This window comes from Methylobacterium indicum (genome assembly GCF_001043895.1).
Classification (GTDB): Bacteria; Pseudomonadota; Alphaproteobacteria; order Rhizobiales; family Beijerinckiaceae; genus Methylobacterium; species Methylobacterium indicum.
Window position 1 is genome coordinate 18,542 of record NZ_JTHF01000015.1, and the last position, 21,591, is coordinate 40,132.

The following is a 21,591-nucleotide window of genomic DNA, read 5'->3' on the forward strand; positions in this document are numbered from 1 at the left end:
CGCGGGCGAGCGGCCGTTGACGCAGCGCAGCGCCGCGCGATGTCGCCGGCATGATTGACGAACCCGTCCTCTTCTGCCTGCACTTCCTCGGAGGCAGCGCCCGTGAATGGCGCCCGCTCTCCGAGCGTCTCGGGCCCGCGGCGCGCTGCGTCGCCATCGACCTGCCGGGCTTCGGCGACGCGGCCGACCATCCCGGCGGCGACGTCGCCGCCATGGCCGACCACGTCGCCGCCCGCATCGAAGCCGAGGGCCCGTCCGGGCCCTGGCTCATCGCCGGCAACAGCATGGGGGCGAAGGTCGCCCTGGCGCTCGCCCGCCGCCACGAGGACGGCGATCCCGCCCTCGCGGGTCTCGCCGGGCTGGTCCTGATGGCCGGCTCGCCGCCTTGCCCTGAGCCGATGGCGGAGGAGCGCCGCCGGGCGATGATCGCCTGGATCGACGCCGATCCGGAGACCCGCCGGCGGGAGGCCGAGGCCTTCGTGTCGGCGAATGTCGGCGCGCCGCTCTCGCCCGAGGATCATGCCCGGACCGTCGAGGACGTGCTGCGGGCCAACCCGGACGCCTGGAAGGCCTGGCTCACCGGCGGCGCCAACGAGGATTGGCGCGACCGCATCGGTCTCCTTCGGGTCCCGGCGCTGGTGGTCAGCGGAGCGCAGGACGGCGATCTCGGGCCCGAGGCGCAGGCCGCGCTGACCCTGCCTCACCTCGCCCGCCACCGCCACGTCGTCGCGGTGGGTGCCGCCCACCTGCTGCCGCTTGAGCGGCCGGACGAGATGGCGGAGCTGATCCGCGCCTTCCTGGCGGCGCCGCCGGAGGAGGCGGAGGCCCCGCTCCTGCCGCCGGCCTTCGCCGCGCTGATGGGTTCGGAGCGGGTCAATACCCGCCTGCGCACGACGCTCCGCGAGCGGATGCGCGAACCCGACGGGCCGTTCTGCTTGAGCGCGGAGGCGCGCGCGACGCTCACCGCCTGCCTCGACCGGGTACTGCCGCAACCGGGGCCGGGGAGGATCGACCTCGCCCGCCGCATCGACGCGCGGCTCGCCTCCGGCACCGGCGACGGCTGGCGCTTCGTCACCCTGCCCCCGGACGCGGAGGCCTATGAGCGGGCGCTCTGCACCCTCGATGCCGCGGCCCGCGACGCCCACGGGCGCGCCTTCGCCGCGCTCGGCGCGTCCGAGCAGGACGCTCTTCTCGCCCGGGCCGCCTCCGGCGACCTGCCCGAGCGTCCCGACGGCCTCGCGCCGGACCTGATGACCTGCTGGTTCGAGGAAGTGCGGGGCGAGGCGGTGCGCACCTTCCTCGCCCACCCGGCCGGCCTCGCGGCGATCGGCTTTACCGGCATCGGTGCCGGCGGCGACGAGGCGGAGGCCCTGCCGGGCTACCGCCTGACCGGCCTGAACGAGCGCGAACCCTGGGAGCAACCCGTCCTCGAGACCGTGGGAGACGCCCGATGAACCTCTCGGGGCAGAACCGTTACAGCACCGACGAGGTCGTCGACGTGGTGGTGGTCGGTACCGGCGCGGGCGGGGGACCGCTGCTGGCCGAGCTGGCGGCGGCCGGCCTCAAGGTCGTAGCACTGGAGGCCGGGCCGAACTTCGACCCGGCCGGGTACGGCTTCGACGAGACGCTCGCCGACGAGATCTACTGGACCGAGGAACGCCTGAGCGGCGGCTCGACGCCGGAGGCCTTCGGCGCCAACAACAGCGGCACCGGTGTCGGCGGCTCGACCCTGCATTGGGGCGCCTTCGTGCCCCGGGCCGACCCACGCGACTTCCGCCTCAACACCGAGAGCGGCGAGGGCTGCGACTGGCCGATCGACCACGCCGAGCTGGTACCGTTCTACGACCGGGTCGAGGCCTTCATCGGCACCTCCGGCCCCACGCCCTATCCCTGGGACGAGGCTCGTCGCTTCCCGCTGCCGCCGGTCCTGCGCAACGGGCCGGCCCAGCTGATGGCCTCGGCCTGCGACCGGCTCGGCATCACCGCGACCGACGCGCCGGCCGCCGTGGTGTCGCGCGACTTCACCGTCGATCCATCGGTGCCGGAGCGCAAGGCCTGCATCCATTGCGGCTTCTGCCACCAGGGCTGCCGCACCCGCGCCAAGGCCAGCATGGACGTGACCTACCTGCCGCTGGCGGTGGCGCGGAGTGCCGAGATCCGCGCGGAGGCCCGAATGCACGGGGTCGAGCGCGACAAGGCTGGGCGGATCACCGCCGTGATCTACCGCAGCGGCGGGCGCGACCATCGCCAGCGTTGCGCCCACCTGATCCTGTGCGCCGGCGCCGTCGAGACGCCCCGCCTCCTGCTCCACCTCGATCTCGCCACCGGGAGCGGCCAAGTCGGGCGCAACTATATCGGCCATGTCGCCACGCAGGTCTGGGGGACCTTCGCCGACGAGGTCGGCATGAACCGGGGCTACCCGTCCTCGCTCATCACCGAGGACTACACCCGGCCTGAAGGGGCGGACTTCGCCGGCGGCTACCTCGTCCAGAGCCTCGGCGTCGAACCGTTGACCTGGGCCAATTCCGTCGCCCGCGGCCGGGGGCTGTGGGGGCCGGCGCTCACCGACTACCTGCGGCAGTACAACCGCGTCGCCGGCATCGGCATCAACGGCGAGACCCTGCCCTGCGACGCCAACGTCCTGACGCTCTCGCAAGAGACCGACGCGCTCGGGATGCGCAAGGCGCGGATCGATTTCGGCTACGGCTCGAACGAAGACAGGCTCAACGCCCACGCCACCAAGGTGATGCGCGAGATCTGGGAGGCGGCGGGGGCGACGGACATCTGGGTCCTGGAGCGCGTCGCCCATACGCTGGGCACCTGCCGGATGGGGCGGAACCCGGACACCTCCGTGGTCGATCCTCAAGGGCGCAGCCACGAGGTCGAGAACCTCTGGATCTGCGACGGGTCGGTCTTCCCGAGTTCGCTCGCGGCCAATCCGGCGCTCACCATCATGGCGCTGTCCCTGCGCACCGCCGGCGCGTTCCTGAAAGGCACTCGATGACCGACGATCCCCGTGCGGCCTATCCCCGGCCGCCCTTCCCGGGGGCGCAGCAGCAGCCGCGCCCCGGCCTCACCGGCCCGATGGACCCGGCGCCGGACCACGGCGAGGAATCTTACGTCGGCAAGGGCCTGCTCACCGACAGGATCGCGCTGATCACCGGGGGCGATTCCGGCATCGGCCGGGCCGTCGCCATCGCGTATGCCCGGGAGGGCGCCCACCTGGCGATCTCCTACCTCGACTCCGAGGAGGAGGACGCGCAGGAGACCAAGGCCTGGGTCGAGAAGGCCGGCCGGCGCTGCCTCCTCCTGCCGGGCGACCTGCGCGACGAGGCGCATTGCCGGGCGATCGTGCAGAAGACCGTGGCGGAGTTCGGCCGCATCGACGTGCTCGTCAACAACGCCGCCGCGCAGGTGGTGAACGAGGGCCTCGACGACGTCACCGCCCACGACGTCGAGGGCTCGTTCCGCGCCAACGTCTTCGCGATGATCTACCTGGCGCAAGAGGCGGTGCCGCACATGCGGCCGGGCTCGGCGATCGTGAACTCGACGAGCCAGCAGGCGAAGGTCGCGGATGCGAGCATGCTGGTCTACGCCGCCACCAAGGGGGCGATCAGCACCCTGACCGTCGGCCTGTCGAACCTCCTCGCCCCGAAGGGCATCCGGGTCAATTGCGTCGCCCCCGGCCCGGTCTGGACGCCGATCCAGCCGATCGTGAAGACGCCGGAGCAGATCGAGCAGCTCGGCGCCGACACGCCGCTCGGCCGGGCCGGCCAGCCGGCGGAGCTGGCCCCGGCCTATGTGCTGCTGGCCTCGCGGGAGGGCAGCTACATGACCGGCGCGCTCGTGCCCGTCACCGGCGGGCAGCCGATGCTCTGACGGAAGGTCAGGGTTTCACCCGGCGGGCTGTCCGGCTGGGTACCCTGCCCTAGCTCCTCCGGTATCGGACGAGCCCGATGCCGGATCGTCCAACCGCCCCGAAGAAAAGCGCGGGACGGGTCACGAAACCTCGCCGCAGCACCGGAACGGCTGCCCCTCGGCCTCGTTGTTGCGGCAAATCCACGGAGATCACCGACATGGCGGATTCCAAGGGCAAGGCCGGCGAGCCGCGCCAGCACCGCACCCGCAACGACACCGACTCGAACGCCAAGCGCGTCTCGATCGAGACCCTGAACGCGCGCCTCGCCGACGGCATCGACCTGGCGCTCAACATCAAGCAGGCGCACTGGAACTTGAAGGGCCCGCAATTCATCGGCATCCACGAGATGCTCGACGGGTTCCGCACCGAGATCGATGATCTCAACGACAAGGTCGCGGAGCGGGCCGTGCAGCTCGGCGCCACGGCGCTCGGCACTGCCTCGGTCGTCGCCGCCTCCTCGAAGCTCACCCCCTATCCGACCGACGTCTACGCCATCGCCGACCACCTCTCGGCCCTGATCGACCGCTACGCGGCCTACGCCAACGCCGTGCGCGAGAACATCGACCAGACCGACGAGGCGGGCGATGCCGGCACCGCCGACCTGTTCACCGAGGTCTCGCGCGCGGTCGACAAGCAGCTGTGGTTCCTCGAGGCCCACGTCCAGGAGCCGACCGGCGCGATGCGCGACGGGGACGGCAAGGGCGCGCGCTGAGGCAGGGGGATTTCGGGGCCGGCGCTTGAGCCGGCCCCGGCTTGCAACACCCTCTCCCTTCTGATGACGCTGAAAAACGAAAACGTCGTTCGCCTCCCTGTCGATCGGGGAGGCATTTTTATACGGAGAGACGGATATCGACGGCGGAGACGCGATCGGTTACGTCGGGTCATGAACCGATGAGGCAGCCCGCGTGTCCAAGGCAGCGCCCGATGCGGCTGAGATCGCTGCCCGTCGCAAGCATGCAGCGAAGCGCCTGAACGAGCATATCAAGCTGTTCGCGGCCTACGTGAACGCTATGGCAATCGCCGTCGCTGGTGCGGCCATCATCGTACCGCTGGTCAATAACCCGAACGCGACCTTGGGGCAGTCGCATCTCTCTTGGTTTATGGCCTCTCTCGGCTTACATTGTATTGGTCACGCGGTGATCCGACTTCTGCGCCGGGAGGAGTGACGATGCCCTGGGATGCCACCCTCGCGATGCTCAGCTTTGCCTTGTTCATCTCGGTGACGGGCCTCGCCACCCTGGGTTTCGCCGTCTACCGTTTCGAGCGGAAGTACGGCCAGGCGGGGCGCACCGGCACCCCGCCCGCCGAGTAGCGCTTACATCGCCTCCGCGCCGCGCCCCATGGCGGCGACGCCGGTGCGCGAGACCTCGACCAGCCCCACCGACGCCATCAGCTTGACGAAGCGGTCGATCTCCTCGGTCGAGCCGGTCAGCTCGAACACGAACGAGTTCAGCGTCGCGTCGAGGGTGCGTGCGCCGAAGGCGGCGGCGAGCCGCATCGCCTCGACCCGGTGGTCGCCCTTGCCGGCGACCTTCACCAGCGCCAGCTCCCGCTCCAGCGAATCGCCCTGAAGCGTCAGGTCGACCACCCGATGCACCGGCACCAGCCGGTCGAGCTGCGCCTTGATCTGCTCGATCACCGCGTTGGTGCCCGTCGTCACGATGGTGATGCGGGAGATGTGACGGGCGTGCTCGGTCTCCGAGACCGTCAGGCTCTCGATGTTGTAGCCGCGGCCCGAGAACAGGCCGGCGATGCGGGCGAGCACGCCGGGCTCGTTGTCGACGATGACCGCCAGGGTATGGCGGTTCACCGGCTCGACGCGGACCGGATCGGGGTAGTGGGTGTTCATGGCGTTCATCGTCCTCAAACCCTGTCCCGATCAGACCAGCATCTTGCCTTCGTCGGAGATGACGTCGCCGAGGTCCGCCCCGGTCTCGCCGAGGTAGTCCGAGAGCAGCATCTCGTTATGCGCCTTGCCCGACGGGATCATCGGGAAGCAGTTCTCGGTCTTGTCGACGATGCAGTCGAAGATCACCGGCCCGTCATAGTCCAGCATCTCGGCGATCGCCGCGTCGAGGCTGCCCGGATCCGAGCAGCGGATGCCCTTGGCGCCGTAGGCCTCGGCGAGCTTGACGAAGTCGGGCAGGCTCTCCGAATAGCTCTCGGAGTAGCGCGAACCGTGCAGCAATTGCTGCCACTGGCGCACCATGCCCATGTACTCGTTGTTCAGGATGAAGATCTTGACCGGCAGGCGGTACTGCACGGCGGTCGACATCTCCTGGATGTTCATCTGGATCGAGGCCTCGCCGGCGATGTCGATCACCAGGGCGCCGCGGTGGGCCAGCTGGGCGCCGATCGCCGCCGGCAGGCCGTAGCCCATCGTGCCGAGCCCCCCGGAGGTCATCCAGCGGTTCGGCTCGTCGAACTTGTAGTACTGGGCCGCCCACATCTGGTGCTGGCCGACCTCCGTGGTGACGTAGGTCTCGCGGTCCTTGGTCGCCTCGTAGAGGCGCTGGACCGCGTATTGCGGCTTGATCGTGGTGCCCGACGGCCAGTAGCCGAGGCATTCGCGCGCCTTCCAGCCGCGGATCTTCGACAGCCACTCGGTCAGGCGGCCCTGGTCGGGCTCCGGCGTCACCGCCCGCCACTCGCGCAGCATGTCGGCGAGGACCGAGCCGCAATCGCCGACGATGCCGATATCGGCCTTGACGGTCTTGTTGATCGACGAGGCGTCGATGTCGACGTGGATCTTCTTGGAGAACGGCGAGAACGCGTCGAGACGGCCGGTGATGCGGTCGTCGAAGCGGGCGCCGATGCAGATCATGACGTCGCATTCGTGCATCGCCAGGTTGGCCTCGTAGGTCCCGTGCATGCCGAGCATGCCGAGGAACTGCGGGTCCGAGCCCGGGAAGGCGCCCAAGCCCATCAGCGTCGAGGTGACCGGGAAGCCGGTGGCACGGGCGAGCTCGCGCAGCAGCGCCGAGGCCTCCGGTCCGGCATTGATGACGCCGCCGCCGGTATAGAAGACCGGGCGGCGTGCCCCCGCCATCAGCGCCACGGCGGCGCGGATTTTTTCCGGATCGCCCTGCGTCTGCGGGTTGTAGGTCTTGTGGCTGTTGTCGACCGGGCGGCGGTAGACGCCGCTGGCGAACTGGATGTCCTTCGGCAGATCGATCACCACCGGGCCGGGCCGGCCGTGCGAGGCGACGTAGAACGCCTCGTGCAGGATCCGCGGCAGGTCCTCGATCGATTTGACCAGGTAATTGTGCTTGGTGCAGCTGCGGGTGATGCCGACCGTGTCGCATTCCTGGAACGCGTCGGAGCCGATCAGGTGCGTCGGCACCTGGCCGGTGATGCAGACGAGCGGGATCGAATCGAGCAGCGCGTCGGTCAGCCCGGTGACGATGTTGGTGGCGCCCGGCCCCGAGGTGACGAGCACGCAGCCGACCTTGCCCGACGAGCGGGCATAGCCCTCGGCGGCGTGCACGGCGCCCTGCTCGTGCCGCACCAGGATGTGCTTCACCGAGTCCTGGTGGAAGAGCGCGTCGTAGATCGGCAGCACCGCGCCGCCCGGATAGCCGAACAGGGTGTCGACTCCCTGATCCTGAAACGCCCGGATCACCATCTCGGCGCCCGTCATGACCTCGCCCGCACTCATCGTCGCGCTCCCGTTCCTTGGTCTCGTCCGCGCTCTCGGATCCGTTTTACGCAACAAAAAAGGGCCCCGAAGGACCCTTGCACGCGCCACCCTTGGGAAGCCGGGCTATCTCAAGCCCGCCCCGTCGGTGGCGCTTCCGCTACAATAAGGACCGCACGCATGCTGTGAAAAAGCCTGCCCTTGAGAGAGTGGCGGGGACCCTACGCGCCTCGACTCGCAGGGTCAACCGGTTTCGGCGACGGCGGAAAGTACGGGTCCAGAGCAGCGCCCGATCGCGTGGCGACCGGGCACGGCTCCAGGGCTTCGATCTCGCCGCATTTTCCCTCGACGAACCGGTACCCGCTTCGTCGAAAAATGCTCTCAGCAGATTTCGCCGAAGTGGATACCGGTTCGGCGACAAAAATCTGCGACAAAACAATAACCTAAGCGGGCGAAGCGTTGGCCTGCCAACGCAAGTCTGCTTAGCGAGCCTGGAGCGTCGGATAGGCCCGCCGCACGGCCCGCGCGATCAGCACCACGAGCACCACCTTCACGGCATCGCCCGGCAGGAACCAGGCCGAGCCGATCGCCGCCTTGGCGAGGTCGATCCGGGCCACCGCGGCGATCCACGGGATGCCGACCGCGTAGGTGAGCACCACCCCGCTGGCGACGAGGATCAGGACTTCCTTCCAGACCGTCAGGGTCCGCAGGGAGCGCTCGTACAGGTATCCGATCACGAAGGCGGCGACCGGCCACATCAGCACGAAGCCGCCGCCCGGCCCCATGACGATCCCGAGCCCGCCCCGCCCGCCGGCCATCAGCGGCAGCCCGGCGCAGACCAGGACGACGAACAGGGCGAGCGCCGCCCCGCCGCGCATCGAGCCCGCGAGGGCGCCGGCCAGCATCACCCCCATCGATTGCGCGGTGATCGGCACGCCGACGACCGGCAGGGTCACGGGCGGAAACAGGCCGAGGGCGGCGGTGAGGGCGGCAAAGAGCGCGACGAAGACGATGTCACGGGTCGACATGGGTGTCCTTGGACGTCCTGGGAGCGAGGGGGAGGGGAATGTCAGTGTCCGGTCCCGTCCGGATCGTAGGAGCGCGCGTCGATCGCCGCCGCGATGTCGTCGCTCATCTTCAGCATCCGCACCACGACCGGGACGGTCAGCGCCACGAGGCTGCGCTCCAGGCCCCGCGCCCGCTGCGCCTCGCGCACCTCCGCGGTGATGGCGGCCAGCACCGGAATGAACCGCAGGGTCAGCGCGATGGCGAGGCCGACCTTGGCGGGGTTGACCCCGAGAAACCTCAGCCAGGCAAGGCCGCGTTGCAGCGCCTCGATCAGGTCGGCGCTGCGCGTCGTCAGGGTCACGAGACCGGCGAGCAGCACGAGGGCGGCGAGGCGGGCGGCCACCATCAGACCCGCGAGCCAGCCGTCGAGGGCGAGCTGGACCAGCACGAGGATGGCGAGGATCCAGGCGAGCGGACGCAGCTGGGCGAGGACGAGGCGGGCCGGGATGCCGGCCACCCCGTAGAGGAGCCCCGCGAGCCCGAGCGCCGCGAGCGCGAGGCCGAGCCGCGGCAGCGCGAACAGGACCGTGCCGGCGGCGACGAGGCCGAGGATCTTGTGCCCCGGCGGGCAGCGATGGACCGGGCTCGCCCCCGGGACGTACGGGGTCACGACATCATCGCGATATAGGCCGGCAGCGCGACCGCGGGGCGGTCGTCGATCACGACCCGGCCGTCCTCGAACACCAGCACCCGGTCGAAATGCTCCAGGAAGGCGAGGTCGTGCGAGACCACGATCGCGCGCTGGGAGAGGCCGTCGATGGCCTGCGCGATCCGGCGCTTGTTGCGCAGGTCGAGCAGCGTGGTGGGCTCGTCGAACACGATCACGTCGGGCGCCATCGCCAGCACGCCGGCGATCGCCAGCAGCTGCTTCTGCCCGCCGCTGAGGAGGTGGGCCGGGTGGTCGGCGAACTCGTGGAGATCGTAGCGGCACAGGGCTTCCTCCGTGCGCCGCGCGATCTCGTCCTTCGGCAGGCCGAGATTCTTCAGCCCGAAGGCGAGATCTTCCGCGACCACGGGGAGCACGATCTGGTTGTCCGGGTTCTGGAACACGAATCCGACCTTGCGGCGCACCGCCTTGCCGTCGCGCCGCGTGTCGAGCCCGTCGACCCGCACGGTGCCGCGGCTCGGCACGAGAAGGCCGTTCAGCAGGCGGGCAAACGTGCTCTTGCCGCTGCCGTTGCCGCCCACCACCGCGATGCGCCGCTCGGTGAGGTCGAGGGTGAGATCGCGCAAGACGGTGCGCTCCCCGAAGGCATGGCCGACCTGCCTGATCTCGATCACAACGACACCGCTCCCGCCCGCCCCGGGCGGCCGCGTCTTACCATCTCCGGCGGCGGCCGACAGGGGTGCGCGGACGGTTTGGAAACTCCGCCGGGCTCCCCTATCTGACGCGGCGGCGGGCTGGTCCGCCGGGGATGGCGCGATGACGACCGGAACGGCCTACCTTCTGGTCGATGTCGCCGGGACGGACTGCGTCCTGCCGCGCGGGGCGGTGCGGGAGGTCCTGCCCCTGCCGCGCCTGTGGCGCCCGCCGGGCGCGCCCACGACGCTCGCCGGCTTCCTCAACCTCGCGGGCGCGGCCGTGCCGGTCCTCGATCTCGCGGCGTTGTTCGGCCTCGGCCGGCCGGCGACGGCCCGGCAGGCGCTCTATCGCCACCTCGTCCTGCTGCACGGCGAGTCTCTCCTTGCCCTGATGGTCGACCGGGTCGCCGATGTCGTCCGGGTCGAGCCCGAGCGGGTCCGGCCGGTGGCCGACGGGGCGACGCTGAACGGCTGCGTCGCCGCTGAGATCCGGCTCGGGGACCGGCTGGTCCACGGCCTCTCGGTCGACCGCATCCTGCTCGCCGAGGAGCGCGACCGCCTGGCGGCGCAGACCCGGGAGGCGCAGGCCCGCCTCGCCGAGTGGGCGGCCTGAGCCGGACCATGCCGATCGCACGGTCGATCCTGGGGCCGGCGCCGACCGGCGACCCGGCCTTCGCGGCGCTGAAATCGCGCCTCGTCGCCCGCACCGGCCACCATTACTATGCCGACAAGGACGACCTCCTGTGGGAGCGGGTCGGCCGGCGCATGCGCGTCCGGGGCGTGCCCGATCCCGCCGGTTATCTCGGTCTCCTGGAGGAGTCGGAGGCCGAGTGGGCGGCCCTCGAATCCGAGATCACCATCGGGGAGACGTTCTTCTTCCGCTACGCCGAGCAGTTCGCGGCGCTGCGCGGCACGATCCTGCCCGAGCGCATCGCGGCGCGCGGCGACGAGCGGCGCCTGCGGATCTGGAGCGCGGGCTGCTCGACGGGCCCGGAGACCCACTCCGTCGCGATCGTGCTGCGCGAGCTTCTGGGCGAGCGCCTGCCCGACTGGCGCATCGGGCTGACCGGCACCGACATCAACCGCGACGTGCTGGCGGTGGCGCGCCGCGCCGTCTACGGCGCCTGGGCCCTGCGCACCCTCGGGCCCGAGGAGCGCGAGCGCTACTTCCGGCCGGGCCCGCGGGAGGGCACCTTCGCGCTGCGACCGGAATACCGCGGGCTCGCCCGGTTCGAGCCCCAGAACCTGATGAGCCTCCTGGACGGCACCGCCTCGCTGGCGCTCACCGACTACGACCTCATCCTGTGCCGCAACGTCCTGATCTACTTCCACCCGGACGTGGTGCAGGCCCTGGTCCGGGCATTGGCTCGGCGCCTGCGGCCCGGCGGCTGGCTGCTCCTCGGCCATGCCGAGCCGAACCCGGCCTTCGCGGAGTTCCTGGAGGCCGTCCCGCTCCCGGGCACCGCCGCCTACCGGCGCCCGGGGGAGGGGGCGGTCCCGGACCTGCCGCCGCCGCCCGCGCAGCCGGAGCCGGTCCCGGATGCGGCGCCGGGCTTCCACTCGATCTGGGCGCCGCTCCTGCCGCCGGAACCGGCCGCCCCGGATGTCGCGACGGCCGAGACCCCCACGCGCGAGCCTCGGACCGCCCCACTGCCGGCACCTCCTCCCGAGGGCGGTCCCCTGGCGACCGTCCGGGCGCTCGCCGATGCGGGCGACCTCGAGGCGAGCTGGCAGGCCTGCCGGGTCGCCCTCGGCCAGGCCCCGACCGATCCGCGCCTGCGCTACTACGAAGGCCTGCTCGCCCGCGCCCGCGCCCGGCCGGAGGAGGCGGAACGCGCCTTTCGCGGGGCGCTCTACCTCGATAAGGGCTTCGTCATGGCGCACTACCATCTCGGGCTGACCCTGGTCGCCGCCGGCCGCACCGAGGCCGGCCGCCGCGCCATCGCCAATGCCCTGCGGCTCGCCGCACACCTGCCCGCCGACGCGATCCTGCCGGAAGGCGACGGGCTGACCGCCGCCGACCTGTCGGGCGCGGCCCGTCCGTTCCTCGGCGACGAGGCCGCCTGATGCCGCAGACAGCCGCCGCCCCCGGCCCGGCCCTCCCGGGCGAGGCCGACCTCAGCGCCGCCCGGATCGACGAGATCCTGGATGCCCGCACCCGCACCCTCGCGGCCCGCTACGCGGCTCCCGCGGCGCGGCCGACCCGGGCGCTGCTCCTCTGCCGCGCCGGCACCGAGCGGGTCGGCCTGCCGCTGGAGGGCGTCGCCGAGGTGTTTCCCTTCCGGCCCTGCACGCCGGTGCCGGGGGCGCCTGCGGCCCTGATCGGCCTCACCGGACGGGGCGGTCTCCTCGTCAGCGTCCTCGACCTCGCGACGGCGCTGGGCCAACCGGCGGGCGGCACGGCGGCCGGCGGCCACGTCGTGGTCCTGCGCCGCGACGGACCGCGCATCGGCCTGCGGGTCGAGCGCGTCCTCGCGGTGACCGAGGCGGTGGTCGAGGCCGAAGGGCTGGGCAGGCGGGCGGTGGCGGGCTATGTCGACCCCGCACCGACGGGGTCCCGTCAGGAATCGGACTATGGGGAGGCGGGTTTCGCCGTGATCGACGTGCCGGCCCTGCTGGCGCCGCTCCTCGCTGCCGGCCCCGCCCGGCCGGCCTGAACCCGTCGCCATCCAACACAGGGAAGCCCGCGTGTCGCTCTCGATCGGGAACCGCATCCTCCTCGGCTTCTCCGCCGTCGTCCTGGTGATCGTGGCGCTCGGCGTCTACGCGGTCGGGCAGATCGGCGAGGTGCGCAACGCCACCGACATCATCGTCACCCGCGACCTGACGGTGATGCATCAGCTCGAGAACATCCGCGAGGCCCAGCGCCGGATGAGCGACCTGCGCGACGAGGCGACCACCCGCTACTACCTGCGGGCGCTCGGCCGCGAGCCGGCGGCCAAGGAGGAGCCGGCGGTGACCTGGCGGCGCAACGCGGCGAATGCCGAGACGGCGCTCGCCGGCGCCATCACAACCGCCAACGACTACCGGGCGCAATCGCTCTCGCCCGACCGCGCCGCCGCCTGGCAGCGCATCGCCGAATTGCTGGTCGCGGCCGGCGCCGAGTTGCGCACCACCCGCACCGCCACCGAGCGCCAGTTCGAGGCGATCGCGGCCAACGACGTGCCGGGCATCCAGGCGGCCGAGAATGCCCTCGACCAGTCGGGCGACAATTTCGTGCACACCATGGGGTCGGCCCGCGACGCTCTCGACGGGGCGATCACCGCCGGCCAGCGCCGGGTCGGGGCGATCTACGAGGAGAGCCGGCTCTCGACCCTGGTGGCGCTCGCCGTCTGCGTCGTCATGGCCCTGGTGATCACGGTGCTGATCCGCCGCTCGGTGGTGCAGCCCCTCGACGCCGTGATGGCCTTCGTCGGCAAGGTCGGCAGCGGCGACCTCACCGGCCGGATCGCCGACACCCGCCGCGACGAGCTCGGGCGCCTCGGAGGCGTCCTCAACCAGATGGTCGAGGGCCTGCGCCAGCTCGCCACCCAGAACCGCGCCTCGACCTCGAACCTCAACGCCGCCGCCGCCGAGATCCGCGCCTCCGCCCAGGAGCAGGCCGCGAGCGTCGAGGAACAGTTCGCCGCCGTCCAGGAGACCGCCGCCACCGTCGACGAGATCACCCATGCGGGCGCCCAGATCGGCAAGCGGGCCCAAGAAGTGATCGCGACCGCCCAGGCCACCGCCCAGACCTCCAGCGCCGGGCTTCGCGCCGTCGACGAGACGGCCCGCGCCATGGACGCGATCCGCGAGCAGAGCGAGGCGGTGGCCGAGAACATCGTGGCCTTGAGCGAGAAGACGCAGGCGATCGGCGAGATCATCGCCACCGTCAACGACGTCTCGGAGCGCACGCATCTGCTCGCCCTCAACGCCGCCATCGAGGCGGCGGCGGCCGGCGAGAGCGGACGCAGCTTCGCCGTGGTGGCCTCCGAGATGAAGGCGCTCGCCGACCAGGCCAAGGAGGCGACCACGCAGGTCCGCGCCATCCTGGGCGACATCCAGCGCGGCATCAACGCCTCGGTGATGCTGACCGAGGAGGCGGTCAAGCGCGTCGCGGTCGGCAAGGAGCGCACCGACACCACCCACGCGACGATCGAGGAGATCACCGCCCGGGTGCAGGAGAGCGTCCAGACCTTCCAGCAGATCGTCGCCTCGACCAACCAGCAGCAGCTCGGCATCGAGCAGGTGATGGGCGCGCTCCAGAACATCCGCCAGGCGAGCCAGCAGACCGCCGCCGGCACCCGGCAGGTCGAGGCCGCGGCCGCCAACCTGAGCGAGCTGGCGAGCGCCCTCCTGGCGCTGGCCGAGCGCTACCGGCTCTAGAGCACCCGTCGAGGATCCCGGCCAGCGCCGATGGACGACATCCGCCAGCTTCTCCTCGCGGCCTTCGATGCCGAGCACCGCGAGCACATCGCGGCGATCCGGGCGGCCCTCGCCGCGGTCGAGACCGGCCGGCCCGCGGACTGGAACGACGTGTTTCGCCGCGCCCACAGCCTGAAGGGCGCCGCCCGGGCCGTGGATCTGCCGGCGGTGGAGGAGGTCGCCCACCGGCTCGAGGCCCTGTTCGACCGGGTGGTGCAGGGCCGCCTCGGCCTCGATCGGGCGACGGCGGGCGTGGTCGACCTCGCCCTCGACCGCATCGAGGGGCTGGTGGCGGGCCTTCCCGAGACGCCCGAGCCGGAAGCGCCGGCGGACGCCATCGCGGCCCTCGACGCCTGCCTGTCCGGCGGGCCGATCCCCGGGGCCGCCCCGCCGCCCGCGGCGGCGACGGAGCGGGCGCCCGAGCCGACGCCCGCGGCCTCGCAGGCCCAATCTCCCGCTCAGGCTCCCGCCCAGACCCAGACCCCCGCCGCGCAGGACGGCGCCGTCGCCTACCTGCGGATCGCCAGCGACCAGGTCGAGGCGCTGTCGAAGGCGGTGCACGACCTGAATGCGGCGCTCCAGGGCCAGGAGACCGTCACGGCCGCCGTGGCGGGTCTCGAATCCGGGGCGCGGGCCCTGCGCCGCAGCGTCGACACCGTGCAGGGCCGCACCGGCGAGATGGTGGCTCTCGCCCGCCGCCTGCGCGAGGCCGGCGACCCGGCGGGCGCCGCCCTCGACGGCTTCGTCGACCGGGTGCGGCGCCTCGACGGCGACCTGCGGGGCGTGATCCGCGGCATCTCGGGCCTCGCCCGGGTGCAGAGCCGCAGCACCGGGATCGTCGACGGCGCGCTGCGGCGCCTGCGCGACGATTCCGACCGCCTGCTCCTCGTCCCGGCCGAGACGGTGTTCGGCGGCTACGGCCGGATGGTGCGGGAGATCGCCCGCGAGGCCGGCCTCGCCGTGGAGGTGCGCCTCCACGGCCTCGACCTCCAGGTCGATCGCGGCCTGCTCCAGGCGCTCAAGGATCCGGTGCTGCACGCGCTGCGCAACACCATCAGCCACGGCGCCGAGACGGCGCAGGCGCGCCGCCAGGCGGGCAAGCCGGAGGCGCTGAACGTCACCCTGTCGGTCGCCTCGAAGGGCAGCCAGCTCCTCGTCACGATCCGGGACGACGGCCGGGGCCCCGACCTCGCCCGCATCCTCGAGACCGGCCGGCGCCAGGGGCTGGTGCCGCCGGGGGCCGACCCAACCCCCGAGTCGATCCTCGACCTCGTCTTCGCGCCGGGCTTCTCCACGGCGGCCGCCGTCGACCGGATCGCCGGGCGCGGCATGGGCCTGTCGGTGGTGGCGGAGGCCGCCCGGGCGCTGCGCGGCCGGGCGACCCTGCGGGCGGCCGAGCCCCACGGCACCGAGGTCGCCATCACGGTGCCGCTCTCCGCGGCGCGCCAGCCGGTGCTGCTCGTCGAGGCGGCGCTGAGGCCCGGGGAGGCGCCGCAGACCTTCGGCCTGCCGAGCGGCGCCGTCGCGCAACTCCTGCGGCTGTCCGAGCGCGACCTTGCGTCCGTGGCGAGCGAGCCGGCGGCAAGGATCAACCAGGGGGGACGGGACGTTGTCGTGCCGCTCGTTCCCCTCGCGTCCCTCCTCGGTTCCGGTGCTGCTCCCCTTCCTCTCCATGACGGCCTGGTCCGCGCCGTGCTGCTGCGTTGCGGCCCCGCCTTCTGCGCCGTCGCCGTCGACCGCCTGCTCGACGTGCGCGTGCTCCTCGTCGGGCCTGCCCCGCCGCTCGGCGGCGACCCCGCGCTGATGTCCGGCACCGTGATGCTCGCCGACGAGACCCCGGCCCTGGTGCTCGACCCGGAAGGCCTGTGCGTCCGGGCCCGGGCCGGCGGCCTGGTCGCGGCGCCGGTGGCGGTGCCGGAGCGCCGCAAGGCGCGGGTCCGCACCGTGCTCGTCGTCGACGATTCGATCACCACCCGCACGCTCGAGAAGAGCATCCTGGAGGCCCACGGCTACCGGGTCTTCGTCTGCGTCGACGGCCAGGACGCCCTCGACCGCCTGCGCCGCGACGGCGCGGAGGTCGACCTCGTGGTCGCCGACGTCGAGATGCCGCGCCTCGACGGGTTCGGCCTGCTCCAGGCGGTCAAGGCCGATCCGGGCTTGACGCGGCTGCCGGTGATCCTGATGACCTCCCGCGGCGATCCCGCCGACATCCGCCGGGGCCTCGATCTCGGGGCCGACGCCTACCTCACGAAGCAGAAGTTCGACCAGCGCGAGCTTCTCGACACGATCGGTCAGCTGTTGTGAGCACCCCCGTCCGCGTCATGCTGGTGGAGGATTCGCTGGTGGTGCGCCAGCTCCTCGCCCACATCGTCAGCCGCGACCCGCGGCTCGCCCTCGTCGCCGCCGTCGATTCCGGCGAGGAGGCCTTGCGCGAGATCCACCGGGTCCAGCCCGACGTGATCTCGATGGACATCCGCCTGCCGGGCATCGACGGTCTGGAGACCACCCGGCGGATCATGGCCGAGCGGCCGACCCCGATCGTGGTCGTGGCCGACGCGATCGAGGATTCCTCGCTCAAGATCTCGATGAACGCCCTGCGGGCGGGCGCCTTGAGCGTCGTCGAGAAGCCGGTCGGCACCGGGCACCGGGCCTACGAGGCGATCGCCGACCAGATCTGCACCCAGCTGCGCATCATGAGCCAGGTGCCGGTGATCCGGCGCCGGCCGATCGGCGCCGAGCGCCTGGCCCGCACCGAGCCGGGGCGCGACGAGGCGAGGACGGCGCCGATCCCGGCGACGCAGGCCCCGAGCGTTCTGGCGGTGGCGGCCTCCACCGGCGGACCGCCGGCCTTCGCCAAGCTGCTCGGCGCGCTCCCGGCGGATTTTTCGCTGCCCGTGCTCCTCGTCCAGCACATGGGCGCCGCCTTCATGGAAGGCTTCGCCGACTGGCTGAACGGCGTCGTGCCGCTCACCGTCGTCATCGCCCGCGAGGGCGTGCGGCCTCAAGCGGGCCACGTCTACGTGGCGCCGGGCGACCGCCACCTGACCCTCGGGCCGGGCGGGCTCCTCACCCTCGTCGACGAGCCGCCGGTCGGCGGCCAGCGCCCCTCCGCGACCCTGCTGTTTCGCTCGGTCGCCCGGGTCGCGGGACCGCGGGGCCTCGGCGTGCTCCTCACCGGCATGGGCGAGGACGGCGCCGCCGGCCTCCTCGACATGCACGTGGCCGGCGCCGCCACCATCGCCGAGCACGAGAGCTCGGCCGTGGTCTACGGGATGCCGGCGGCGGCGGTGCGCCTCAAGGCCGCCGGCAGCGTGCTGCCCCTCGACCTGATCGCCCCGCGGGTCCTGCGGGCGACCCAGCCGGGCCTCGCGCCGTGACGGCGCCGCTCCCCGCGCGGGACGCCGGTCCGGTCCCCGGAGAGGGCGCCCCGGCGCCCGCGGCCCCGACCCGCATCCTGCTGGTCGAGGATTCCGAGACCCAGGCCCTGCAATTGCGGCTGTTCCTGGAGCGCAACGGCTTCGCGGTGGCGCGCCACGCCACCGCCGAGGCCGCGCTCGAGGCGATGAATCACGGCCTGCCCGACCTCGTCGTCGCCGATTACCACCTGCCGGGCATGAACGGCGACGAGCTGACCCGGCAGATGCGCCTCGCCATGCGCACCCGGGCGACGCCGGTGCTGATGCTGACCGAGGCGAGCGGCCGCGACATCGAGCGCCAGGGGCTCGAGAGCGGCGCCGACGCCTACGTGCCGAAATCCGCCGACCGCGACCTCTTGCTGCTGCGCATCCGCGCGCTGCTGCGCGAGCGCGCCGCCGTGCCGGCGGGCGAGCCCGGCCGGGCGGCGAATTTCCGCCGCGCCCGCATCCTGGTCGTCGACGGCAGCGCGACCTTCCGGGCGTACCTGTCGGCCCTCCTGGCCCAGGAAGGACACGAGGTGGTGGCCGCCGACGGGCCCGACCAGGCCATGGCGGCGTTGCAGGCTCCGGGCGAGGGGTTCGACTGCGTGACGGTCGACCTCCTCGGCACCAGCTTCGACGCCATCGCGCTCTGCCGCCGCATCGACGCCCTGCGGGGCGCCGCGACGGGGGCGGGGGCGCCTGGCTTCTACCTCGTCGGCATCGGCTCGGCGGCGGCCTCCAGCAAGGACCTCTTGGTCGAGGCCTTCTCGGCCGGGGCCGACGACGTGGTCGCCAAGGATGTCGGGGGACGAGACGTCGGGGGACGGGACGTGTCGGGTCGGGACGGGACCGGCCCGAAGGGCACGGATGCCGACCTCCTGGCGATCCGGGTGCGCACCCTGGTGCGCCGCAAGCTCCTCGACGAGGACGACCGCCGGGTGGCCGAGGAGGTGCGCCGCCATGCGCTCGCCGCCGAGCGCGCCAAGGCCGAGGCGGCGGCGGCCGAGGCGAAGGCGGCGCTCGCCGGTGCCCTGGCGCAGGCCAACCACGACCTCGAACAGGCCAATCACCGACTGAAGGACACCCAGGCCAAGCTCGTCCAGGCCGCCAAGATGGCCTCCCTCGGCGAATTGGTCGCGGGCATCGCCCACGAGATCAACAACCCGCTCGCCTTCATCCTCGCCCACCAGGGTACGGTCGAGCGGCTGATCGGCGAGGTGGCGGCGGCGGTGCCGGAGGGCGATCCCTCCCGGCGCGCCCTCGACAAGGCCCGCGACCGGGTCGGATCGATGCGCCTCGGGCTCGCCCGGATCCAGGACCTCGTCGTCAACCTGCGCAAGTTCTCGCGCCTCGACGAGGGCGAGATGCAGACCGTCAACGTGCCGGACGCGATCGAGAACGTGCTGGCGCTGATCCAGCACAAGCTCGGCACCCGCATCGCGGTGCACAAGCACCTCGCCGGCGCCCCCGAGATCCGCTGCTCGCCGGCCTTGCTCAACCAGGTGGTGATGAACATCCTCGGCAACGCCGCCGACGCGATTCCCGGCGACGGCGCGATCACGATCGAGACCGCGATCCGCGACGAGCACGACGTCATCCGGATCTGCGACACCGGCCCGGGCGTGCCGGAGGCCCTGCGCGAGCGCATCTTCGAGCCGTTCTTCACGACGAAGCCCGTCGGGTCCGGCACCGGGCTCGGCCTCGCCATTGCATACAGCGTCGTGCAGGCGCATAGCGGACAGATCTCCGTTGAATCGGCGCCGGAAGGAGGGGCCTGCTTCGTGATCAGCATTCCGAGGCGGGCCGCATGACCGCGGGCATGACGAACAACGCGACGACATCGATCTTGCGCGGCACGATCCTGGCGGTCGATGACGAACCGGATATCTTGGTCGCCCTCGAGGACCTGCTCGAGGACGAGTACCGGGTGCTCACCACCAGCCGGCCGGCCGAGGCCCTGGAGATGATCGCCGCCGAGCCCGACATCGACGTCATCCTGTCCGACCAGCGCATGCCGGGCCTGACCGGCGACGCCCTGCTGGCCCAGGCCCGCGAGATCTCGGATGCGCAGGCGATCCTGCTCACCGGCTACGCCGACATCTCGGCAGTGGTCTCGGCGCTCAACCGCGGCGGCATCACCGGCTACGTCACCAAGCCCTGGGACCCCTCGCTCCTGCGCAACGCCGTGCGGGCCGCCCACGAGCGCCACCGCCTCGCCCGCGAGCTCGCCACCGAGCGGGCCCTCCTGCGCGGCCTCCTCGACCATTCGGGCGATGCGATCGCGTTCAAGGACGCGCAAGGCCGCTATCTTCGCCTCAACGCCCGCATGGCGACGCGGCTCGGTGCATCGTCGGCCGAGTCCTGCCTCGGCCGCCGCGAGGCGGAGGTCGCCGGCCCGGCGAGCGAGGCGGCCGAGGCTGCCGATCTGGCGGCGATCGCCTCCGGCGCGCCGACCGAGACCACGGTGGCGAGCGGCCCCGAGGCGGCCCCGACCTGGAACCACGTCACCCGCGTGCCGATCCGCGACGCCACCGGCGCGGTGGTGAACCTCGCGGTGATCGAGCGCGACGTCACCGAGCAGCGCCTGCTCGAGACGCGCCTGCGCCAGGCCGACAAGATGCAGGCGCTCGGCACCCTGGCGGGCGGCGTCGCGCACGACTTCAACAACCTGCTCACCGCGATCCTCGGCAGCCTCGAACTCGCCCAGCCGAAGGTGGCGGGGGATGCCAGGCTGTCGCGGCTGATGGGCAACGCCACCCAGGCGGCGCAGCGCGGCGCGGCTTTGACCAAGCGCCTCCTCACCTTCAGCCATCGCCGCGAGCTCCAGGCCCGCACCGTCGACCTCAACGCGGTAATCCGCGGCATGGACGACCTACTCGGGCGCAGCCTGGGCGGCTTCGTCCAGGTCGAGCGCCATCTCGACGACGACCTGTGGCCGGCCCGCGTCGATCCCGACCAGCTCGAACTCGCGATCCTCAACCTCTGCATCAACGGCCGCGACGCGATGCCGGAGGGGGGCGTCGTCGCCCTCTCGACCCGCAACGAGACGGTGCGGACGAGCGCCGACCCGAACCTGAAACCCGGCGACTACGCGGTGATCGCGATCCGCGACACCGGGACCGGCATCCCGCCGGAGATTCTCGGCCGGGTGTTCGAGCCGTTCTTCACCACCAAGGGGGTCGGCCAGGGCACGGGCTTAGGCCTCGCCATGGTGTTCGGCCTCGTCCAGCAATCCGGCGGCACGATCCGCATCGACAGCGAGGTCGGTCACGGCACCACCGTGCTCCTCTACCTGCCGCGCTCCCACGAGGCGGTCGCGGCAGCCCCGGTGGCGGCGAGCGCCCCCGCCCCGGCGCCGCGCCGGGCCCGGATCCTGGTGGTCGACGACGATCCCCAGGTCCGCCACGTCACCGCCTCGTTCCTCAGCGGCTTCGGCTACGACGAGACCGCGGTGCCGAGCGGCGAGGCGGGGCTCGCGCGGCTGGAGGCCGAGCGGTTCGACCTCGTCGTCGCCGACCTGGCGATGCCCGGGATGAGCGGCCTCGACCTCGCCGAGGCGGTGCGCCAGCGCTGGCCCGCCCTGCCCTTCCTCCTCGTCACCGGCCACGCCGAGGCGGCCCGGATCCCGGCGGATTTCTCCGTCCTGGAAAAGCCGTTCCCGTCCGCCGACCTGGCCGCCCGGGTCGCGGCCCTGCTCGCGCCGGAGGGGTGAGGCGCAGTAGCGACCGATCTAAGACGGTCGATCTAAGACGACAGTCGTGTATCGCCCGCGGCACAGCGGGCCCGGAACTGTTCGGGCCCGATTTCCATTCACGCTTGCGTCAGCAAAATTGGCTAGACGTTGCCCGCGCGTTGCCGATCGG

19 protein-coding genes are annotated in these 21,591 nt (G+C 72.3%); 14 read left to right on the top strand and 5 right to left on the bottom strand.

The window, feature by feature from the left end:
* Positions 1 to 50 precede the first annotated feature (50 nt).
* The 6 genes from QR78_RS02140 to QR78_RS34795 all read left to right on the top strand — a co-directional run bounded on the left by QR78_RS02140 (position 51) and on the right by QR78_RS34795 (position 5,231).
* Positions 51 to 1,454 carry an alpha/beta hydrolase gene (locus QR78_RS02140; RefSeq protein WP_048425840.1) on the top strand — a complete coding sequence of 468 codons (1,404 nt, stop codon included), beginning with the start codon at positions 51 to 53 and terminating at the stop codon, positions 1,452 to 1,454.
* Positions 1,451 to 3,004: a GMC family oxidoreductase gene (locus QR78_RS02145; RefSeq protein ID WP_048425841.1), complete on the top strand. Its 1,554-nt coding sequence runs from the start codon at positions 1,451 to 1,453 to the stop codon at positions 3,002 to 3,004. Before QR78_RS02140 ends, QR78_RS02145 begins: the two co-directional genes overlap by 4 nt.
* A complete protein-coding gene (locus tag QR78_RS02150) occupies positions 3,001 to 3,879 on the top strand; it encodes an SDR family oxidoreductase (protein WP_048425842.1) in 879 nt (292 codons plus the stop codon). Before QR78_RS02145 ends, QR78_RS02150 begins: the two co-directional genes overlap by 4 nt.
* A gap of 197 nt (positions 3,880 to 4,076) precedes the next feature.
* The gene (gene dps, locus QR78_RS02155; RefSeq protein ID WP_048425843.1) at positions 4,077 to 4,631 is read left to right on the top strand and encodes a DNA starvation/stationary phase protection protein Dps; all 555 of its coding nucleotides are present in this window, start codon (positions 4,077 to 4,079) and stop codon (positions 4,629 to 4,631) included.
* A 193-nt stretch (positions 4,632 to 4,824) separates the two neighbouring features.
* The gene (locus QR78_RS02160; protein ID WP_048425844.1) at positions 4,825 to 5,085 is read left to right on the top strand and encodes a hypothetical protein; all 261 of its coding nucleotides are present in this window, start codon (positions 4,825 to 4,827) and stop codon (positions 5,083 to 5,085) included.
* Positions 5,086 to 5,087: 2 nt separating this feature from the next.
* Positions 5,088 to 5,231, top strand: a complete 144-nt coding sequence (locus tag QR78_RS34795) for a hypothetical protein (protein WP_158004007.1) — start codon at positions 5,088 to 5,090, stop codon at positions 5,229 to 5,231.
* Positions 5,232 to 5,234: 3 nt separating this feature from the next.
* On the opposite strand, the gene ilvN is transcribed toward QR78_RS34795, so the two are convergent.
* The 5 genes from ilvN to QR78_RS02185 all read right to left on the bottom strand — a co-directional run bounded on the left by ilvN (position 5,235) and on the right by QR78_RS02185 (position 9,905).
* Positions 5,235 to 5,777, bottom strand: a complete 543-nt coding sequence (ilvN, locus tag QR78_RS02165; protein WP_048425845.1) for an acetolactate synthase small subunit — start codon at positions 5,775 to 5,777, stop codon at positions 5,235 to 5,237.
* Between the two features lie 21 nt (positions 5,778 to 5,798).
* Entirely contained in the window at positions 5,799 to 7,577 is a 1,779-nt protein-coding gene (locus QR78_RS02170; RefSeq protein WP_048425846.1) for an acetolactate synthase 3 large subunit, read from the bottom strand.
* Positions 7,578 to 8,038: 461 nt separating this feature from the next.
* Positions 8,039 to 8,584 carry a biotin transporter BioY gene (locus tag QR78_RS02175; RefSeq protein WP_048425847.1) on the bottom strand — a complete coding sequence of 182 codons (546 nt, stop codon included), beginning with the start codon at positions 8,582 to 8,584 and terminating at the stop codon, positions 8,039 to 8,041.
* A gap of 41 nt (positions 8,585 to 8,625) precedes the next feature.
* Positions 8,626 to 9,234, bottom strand: coding sequence for an energy-coupling factor transporter transmembrane component T family protein (locus QR78_RS02180; RefSeq protein ID WP_048425848.1), 609 nt, complete (start codon positions 9,232 to 9,234; stop codon positions 8,626 to 8,628).
* Positions 9,231 to 9,905, bottom strand: a complete 675-nt coding sequence (locus QR78_RS02185; RefSeq protein ID WP_048425849.1) for an energy-coupling factor ABC transporter ATP-binding protein — start codon at positions 9,903 to 9,905, stop codon at positions 9,231 to 9,233. Before QR78_RS02185 ends, QR78_RS02180 begins: the two co-directional genes overlap by 4 nt.
* Positions 9,906 to 10,047: 142 nt before the next feature.
* Here QR78_RS02185 and QR78_RS02190 point away from each other — a divergent pair, with 142 nt between their 5' ends.
* Genes QR78_RS02190 through QR78_RS02225 form a run of 8 tightly spaced genes read left to right on the top strand, consistent with a single transcriptional unit; the run spans position 10,048 to position 21,440 of the window.
* The gene (locus QR78_RS02190) at positions 10,048 to 10,539 is read left to right on the top strand and encodes a chemotaxis protein CheW (protein ID WP_048425850.1); all 492 of its coding nucleotides are present in this window, start codon (positions 10,048 to 10,050) and stop codon (positions 10,537 to 10,539) included.
* A gap of 8 nt (positions 10,540 to 10,547) precedes the next feature.
* Positions 10,548 to 11,993 carry a CheR family methyltransferase gene (locus tag QR78_RS02195; RefSeq protein WP_048425891.1) on the top strand — a complete coding sequence of 482 codons (1,446 nt, stop codon included), beginning with the start codon at positions 10,548 to 10,550 and terminating at the stop codon, positions 11,991 to 11,993.
* On the top strand, positions 11,993 to 12,583 hold the full coding sequence (locus QR78_RS02200; RefSeq protein WP_048425851.1) for a chemotaxis protein CheW: 591 nt from the start codon (positions 11,993 to 11,995) through the stop codon (positions 12,581 to 12,583). Before QR78_RS02195 ends, QR78_RS02200 begins: the two co-directional genes overlap by 1 nt.
* A gap of 31 nt (positions 12,584 to 12,614) precedes the next feature.
* Complete coding sequence (locus QR78_RS02205) at positions 12,615 to 14,291, top strand: methyl-accepting chemotaxis protein (RefSeq protein WP_048425852.1); 1,677 nt, start codon at positions 12,615 to 12,617, stop codon at positions 14,289 to 14,291.
* 30 nt (positions 14,292 to 14,321) lie between these two features.
* The gene (locus QR78_RS02210) at positions 14,322 to 16,634 is read left to right on the top strand and encodes a hybrid sensor histidine kinase/response regulator (RefSeq protein WP_048425853.1); all 2,313 of its coding nucleotides are present in this window, start codon (positions 14,322 to 14,324) and stop codon (positions 16,632 to 16,634) included.
* 17 nt (positions 16,635 to 16,651) lie between these two features.
* Positions 16,652 to 17,707: a chemotaxis-specific protein-glutamate methyltransferase CheB gene (cheB, locus tag QR78_RS02215; protein ID WP_048425854.1), complete on the top strand. Its 1,056-nt coding sequence runs from the start codon at positions 16,652 to 16,654 to the stop codon at positions 17,705 to 17,707.
* Positions 17,704 to 19,539 carry a response regulator gene (locus QR78_RS02220; protein WP_082171725.1) on the top strand — a complete coding sequence of 612 codons (1,836 nt, stop codon included), beginning with the start codon at positions 17,704 to 17,706 and terminating at the stop codon, positions 19,537 to 19,539. Before cheB ends, QR78_RS02220 begins: the two co-directional genes overlap by 4 nt.
* Positions 19,536 to 21,440 (top strand): response regulator, encoded by a 1,905-nt coding sequence (locus QR78_RS02225; protein ID WP_048425855.1) that lies wholly within the window; start codon positions 19,536 to 19,538, stop codon positions 21,438 to 21,440. Before QR78_RS02220 ends, QR78_RS02225 begins: the two co-directional genes overlap by 4 nt.
* Positions 21,441 to 21,591 lie beyond the last annotated feature (151 nt).